The 6,000-nt window shown below is 48.3% G+C and carries 5 protein-coding genes; 2 read left to right on the top strand and 3 right to left on the bottom strand.

Translation table 11 applies throughout. The features are described from left to right. Nucleotides 1-207: 207 nt before the first annotated feature. From ACEE09_RS08815 to ACEE09_RS08805, 3 genes are all read right to left on the bottom strand, one after another. On the bottom strand, nucleotides 208-1,989 hold the full coding sequence (locus ACEE09_RS08815) for an RNA-directed DNA polymerase (RefSeq protein ID WP_449083935.1): 1,782 nt from the start codon (nucleotides 1,987-1,989) through the stop codon (nucleotides 208-210). Between the two features lie 168 nt (nucleotides 1,990-2,157). After that, nucleotides 2,158-4,164 carry a threonine--tRNA ligase gene (gene thrS / locus ACEE09_RS08810; RefSeq protein ID WP_449083933.1) on the bottom strand — a complete coding sequence of 669 codons (2,007 nt, stop codon included), beginning with the start codon at nucleotides 4,162-4,164 and terminating at the stop codon, nucleotides 2,158-2,160. A 105-nt stretch (nucleotides 4,165-4,269) separates the two neighbouring features. After that, the gene (locus ACEE09_RS08805; RefSeq protein ID WP_449083931.1) at nucleotides 4,270-5,169 is read right to left on the bottom strand and encodes a DNA-methyltransferase; all 900 of its coding nucleotides are present in this window, start codon (nucleotides 5,167-5,169) and stop codon (nucleotides 4,270-4,272) included. Nucleotides 5,170-5,310: 141 nt separating this feature from the next. Between ACEE09_RS08805 and ACEE09_RS08800 the strand changes: the two genes are divergently transcribed. Beyond that, the gene (locus ACEE09_RS08800) at nucleotides 5,311-5,610 is read left to right on the top strand and encodes an ArsR/SmtB family transcription factor (RefSeq protein WP_449083929.1); all 300 of its coding nucleotides are present in this window, start codon (nucleotides 5,311-5,313) and stop codon (nucleotides 5,608-5,610) included. Nucleotides 5,611-5,613: 3 nt separating this feature from the next. Continuing rightward, nucleotides 5,614-5,937: a hypothetical protein gene (locus ACEE09_RS08795; protein ID WP_449083927.1), complete on the top strand. Its 324-nt coding sequence runs from the start codon at nucleotides 5,614-5,616 to the stop codon at nucleotides 5,935-5,937. The last annotated feature ends 63 nt before the right edge of the window (nucleotides 5,938-6,000 follow it).

Here is a 6,000-nt window from a genome sequence, read left to right as displayed (position 1 = left end):
TCATATTTTTGCCGCGGGTGGGGCCGTTGTCTAGTTGGTGGGTGTGGGGTGCGTGTCTACTTTTGAATAAGCCTCTATAATTAATTATTCAAGAGAAGCAAGAATCACATCAACTGCACTTTATTCACAAAGCTCAGCACACCCGGATTGACTCTGGGCAAAACCATAAACCTAATAATTGAACAAAAGTGGGGAAGATTAGATAATCTACAAATCAGATAGGTTAATTAGATTAACATCGTTATCAAGCAATTCTTCGTAGAATTTTGAGACGACATCACCCTTATTGATATTGAATATATATCTACTATTTAATTCTGTCTTAAATCCTCCCTTTCGATAATTTTTATAACCTTTTCCCATGGAGTATTGGCTCACAACCCTCTTTTCTATATATCCTGAGCTAATAAAAGTGTAAATAAAGTAACGTAGCAGCCAGTGTTGCTCTCTCATTCTTGAATAGTTTGAAAGATCTTCATATGATGAGTGAGTTTGTATAAGTACCGAATCTATTTCTGACAGAATGTTTAACCAATCATTTCCGGATTGAATATTTCTATAACAAATCATTATAGCTAATATCATACTGAAGTCATCTGAGTCTACAGTGAAAATGTCTTTAACATACGATTGGATTTCAAAATGTACTTTAAATTCATAGGCGTACAGTAAAATTTGATATAACTCTTGATGGAGATTGTTTTTAGAATATAATTTTATCAAACTTGAAATATTCAATTTATCCGAGTAATATTTATTTACTATCCTATTTATCTTTAAAGATATATCATTGCCATAATCTTTAAGCACAGTGGAAAATCTTAGAAAATTATTAGTTAATGACGGGTTAGAAAGAGAAATATCAAGCAATCGTTCAAAAATGCTAATTCCATTAGAAGTTCCAGATTCTAGAAATACTTCCGAAATTCGATCGGTGCTAGTGTCCTCATTACTGATTTTAAAACGCAATGATGCAAATAGATATTTTAGGTAACCCTTTCCACCAGATTTCTCATCATAAACACAACGGTCAATCACATTATGAATTGAAGAACGCAATGTTGAATCCCATTTTCGAGAATTCAACTCGAGATTCCAGTTTTTTATGAATGCCTTACTATGCTTTTCTGCACTTGGATAACTCTCAACATATGTCTTAAATGTATTAATATTTAAACCCAACTCATTGCAAATAGTTGTAAATTCGCGTAAGAACCCTTCTTTTTCTTGCTCGCTAATATAACTAAACTTAAAATCATCAACGTATCTTGTAAATGTTTGATAATTTGAACTACGCAACCTAGCATCAAAAAAAGTCATGTAATATTCAGTCACAACCCTTGCCATCAATGTCCCTGTAGGGACACCGTGCGTTTCACCAAATTGACAGTTTCTAATAAGCTGATCAAGGTCCAGAGCAATTTGCCCAGGTATAGTAGTTTTTCTGGAGGCTTTGGCTTGATTTTTTCCGCGTTCTGCCCAATCAATGCTATGAGTATAAAGAGTTGGGTAAAAATTTGATAAATCTAAATTTAAAACACTTTTCCCAAATTGTAAAATATTTTTTTCTATTTCTTTTGTTTTTTCATATTCATACCCTTCGATATTGAAATATTTGGAAGTTGAGTTAATATCATTCTTAAAAGCGGTTTTAATTATTTCTTTTTTATCGACTAGGAACTTACAGATAATATAGTAGGAGTAAAAATTTGGAAATTTATACACACGTCTCGTAAACTCTGTCTTTGATATTGAAAATACTAAAGGTTCAGTATCTAGTCGTTCTTCCGGCAATGATATCTTACTACTATTAAGGATATCAATCAGCTCCTCCAGATCAAACAGGCCCTCATATATCGAATCCGGCAATCCGTAATTAACCGATTGATCATAATGATTGATTTTTATTTTTATTGGAGCATCATAATATCCGTATTTTATTAAGTTGTTTAAATTAAAAAAATTACTATAAATATCCTGCCTGGTCAATTTTCTCCTCCAGCATCAACACTAATTATAAATTAGGTTTATTTACAAAACATCAACTTTTCGTTGAATTAGGTTAGTCGCCCTATGAACGAAGTGAATCAGGATATAAGCAATAGCATTTGAACCCTTTTATGTGATGAGCCTTAATGAGTAAATTATATCTGCTTTCTATTGTAAGGAGATAGAATCCTCATTCACCCGCTCTTCAATATGCTTCACGATTCGTTCCACGGCCTCGTCCACGGGCACGCCGTTTTCCTGGGAGCCATCGCGGAAGCGGAAGCTGACCGCGCCGTTCTCGGCGTCCTCGCCACCGGCAATCAGGATGAAGGGTACTTTCTCCTTAGACGCGGTACGGATCTTCTTGGGGAAGCGGTCGGTTCCGTAATCCACCTCGACTCGTACGCCGCGGGCCTTGAGCTTGGCAGCAACCTCACCCATGTAGTCATTGAAGGCCTCAGCAACCGGTACACCAATCACCTGAACGGGTGCCAGCCAGGCAGGGAAAGCACCGGCGTAGTGCTCAATGAGCACGCCCATGAAACGCTCAAATGAACCGAACTTGGCCGAGTGAATCATGACCGGCTCCTGGCGGGTGCCATCTGATGCCTGGTATTCCAGGCCGAAGCGGGCGGGCTGGTTGAAGTCATACTGCACGGTCGACATCTGCCAGGTGCGGCCGATTGCGTCCTTAGCCTGCACAGAAATCTTGGGACCGTAGAAGGCTGCACCACCCGGGTCAGCTACCAGTTCCAGGCCGGTGTCGGCTGCGACCTTCTCCAGAATGGCGGTTGCTTCTTCCCACTGCTCGTCCGTACCGATGAACTTGTCCTTCTTATCGCCCTCGGTGTCGCGGGTGGAGAGTTCCAGGTAGAAGTCGGTCATGCCGAAGTCCTCCAGCAGGGAGAGCATGAACTTGAGCAGGTGGGCCACCTCAGCAGGTGCCTGCTCCTTGGTGACGTAGGAGTGGGAGTCGTCCTGGGTAATCATGCGCACGCGGGTTAGACCTGAGAGCACGCCGGACTTCTCGTCACGGTAGACAGAGCCGAACTCGAAGAGACGCAGGGGCAGCTCACGGTAGGAGCGGCCGCGGGAGCGGAAAATCTCGTTGTGCATGGGGCAGTTCATGGCCTTGAGACGGTAGGCCTGGCCGTCGTCTTCCATGGGCGGGAACATGCCGTCTGAGTAGTAGGGCAGGTGGCCGGAGGTGTAGAAGAGATCTTCCTTAGAGATATGCGGGGTCTTCACATACTCGAAGCCCTCTTCAATGTGGCGGGCGCGCACGTAGTCCTCCATGGCGCGCAGAATCACACCACCCTTGGGGTGAATCACGGGCAGGCCGGGGCCAACAGTCTTGGGGAAGCTGAAGAGGTCAAGTTCTTCACCCAGGCGGCGGTGGTCGCGGCGCTCAGCCTCAGCGATGCGGTCCTTATAGGCAACCAGCTCTTCCTTAGTGGGCCAGGCAGTGCCATAGATGCGCTGCAGCATGGGGTTCTTCTCAGAGCCACGCCAGTAGGCGCCACCGGAGCGCATGAGCGCGTAGCCGTTAGCAATCAGCTTAGTGTTGGGCAGGTGAGGGCCGCGGCAGAGATCCTTCCAGACGGTCTCACCCTTCTTGTTCACGTTGTCGTAGATGGTGATTTCGCCCTCCCCTACTTCAACGGAGGCGCCCTCAGCGGCGTCCGCGCCGGAGCCGGGGCCCTGGGATAGAGCGAGCAGTTCCAGCTTGTAGGGCTCGTTAGCCATCTCGGCCTCAGCCTCAGCCTGGGTGACAACGCGGCGGCGGAAGGTCTGACCGCTCTTAATAATCTTCACCATGTTCTTCTCAATTTTCTTGAGATCCTCAGGGGTGAAGGGCTCTTCAACGTCGAAGTCGAAGTAGAAACCGTCGGTAATGTAGGGGCCGATGCCGAGTTTGGCGTCCTTGCGGTATTCCTGCACGGCCTGGGCCATGACGTGCGCGGTAGAGTGACGCAGGACGTTCAGGCCGTCTTCCTCGTGGATAGACACGGGTTCAACGGTGCAGCCATCAGTCAGTTCGGTGTACAAATCAACCAGAGTGCCGTTGATACGGGCAACGACGATGTCAGGGTTCTCAGCGAAGAGGTCGGCTGCGGTGGTGCCTGCCTCAACCTGCTGGGCGGCACCTGCGACGGAAATGGAAAGAGCGGACAAAATTGTCTCCTTTAGATGTGCCCACCCCTACAACGGGTGAGCTCGCTTTACATCTGCACGGTACGAGGGTGCAGAACAAAGCCAATTTTACCGCTTCTAGGCCATTTATCGCTGTTTCTTGCGCAATGACACCTTATGAGTGGTCTTCGCTACATCAAGAGAGGCTTTAGCGCGAGACTTCTTAAAAGTGGTCTCTAACCCGTCTACAGCCTTGAAACGCTTGCGCATGACCTTAATAGCCTCAGGGTTCTGGTCAATAAGCAAGAACTTTCGGTCAAGCTGGGCACAGGCGTGACCAGTGGTACCAGAACCACCGAAGAAGTCCAGCACCCAATCCCCCTCAGCACTTGAAGCCTGAATAATGCGGCGCAAAATACCCAGGGGCTTCTGGGTGGCGTAACCGGTTTTCTCCTTGCCGCTGGGTGAGACAATGGTGTGCCACCAGACGTCCGTAGGTAGCTTGCCGATCTCCGCCTTCTCAGGGGTGACCAGCCCGGGCGCCATGTAGGGTTCGCGGTCTACAGCCTCAGAATTGAAGTAGTAGTTCTCAGGATCTTTGACGTAAACCAGAATATTGTCGTGCTTGGCAGGCCATTTCTTCTTGGACTTAGCACCGTAATCGTAGGCCCAGATGATCTCGTTCAAGAAGGACTCGCGGCCAAAGAGGGCATCGAGCACCACCTTGGCGTAGTGCACCTCACGGTAGTCCAGGTGTAAGTAGAGTGTGCCACTGGGTTTGAGAAGGCGCCAGGCCTGCATGAGGCGGGGCTCTAGGAACTCCCAGTAGTTCTCAAAAGAATCTGAGTAGCCGTAGATATCGCCCTTAATGGTTTCGTAGGTTTGGCCCTTGTAGCCAACCCGGCTGGCACCCTCAGCGCGCACAGTCTTAATGCTCTGGCGCTTCTGCACCTTGCCGGTGTTAAAGGGAGGGTCGATGTAGATGAGCTGGAAGCTCTCTGCGGGCAGGTTTTTGAGCACGGCGAGATTATCGCCGTGAATCACCATGCTGGTGCTGCTTTCTGACCACAAAGAACGTTTTGACACAAGGTACAGAATACCCCAAGCTCTCCCCCGCCTGCCTGCGCGGCGAGTGAGGGTTAAACCACGCCTTGACAAATAAAGAGTTCTTTATATAAAGTTTTATTTATGAAACCCGTTGAGAGTTACCCGCTAGAAACCTACGAACCGTCCGTAGCGCTCTTCTCAGCACTAGCGCACCCCCTGAGACTGGCCATCTGCCACCACCTCATGGAGCGCCCCCACACTGTCAGCGAGCTTCACACCTGCATAGGGGTATCACAGCCCCTAGCCTCCCACCACCTCAAAATACTCAAAGAGGCACAGGTCATCACCAGCACCCACGAAGGGCGAAACACCTTCTACCAGCTAGCAGATGACCACATCAAACACATCATCGCCGACGTCCACCACCACACAAAGGAATAAACAATGACTACCTCACCCCTGCACCGCGAAGCAGAAACCCACGAGCACACCCACGGCACCGACTGCGGCCACCGCTCAGTAGTACACCTCGACCACATCGACTACCTCCACAACGGCCACGCACACCGCGAGCACGGCGACCACTACGACGAATGCAACACCTGCGAATGCAAGGACTGCAACGACGCCTGCGCCAACTGCGACTGCAAGAACTGCGACTGCGCAACCTGCAACCACAACACCTGTGAATGCAAGGACTGCAACGACGCCTGCGCCAACTGCGACTGCAAGAGCTGCGAATGCGCAACCTGCGAGCACACCGCCTAAGTAGCTAAATAGCTCAAAGCTCATACAGCAAGAAACCTGCAAACCGCCCAGCGGCTTGCAGGT

It is taken from the genome of Rothia sp. 88186D007BW (genome assembly GCF_053544215.1).
Note: the sequence above shows the minus strand (reverse complement) of the source record. Positions and strands in the feature narration are given on the sequence as shown.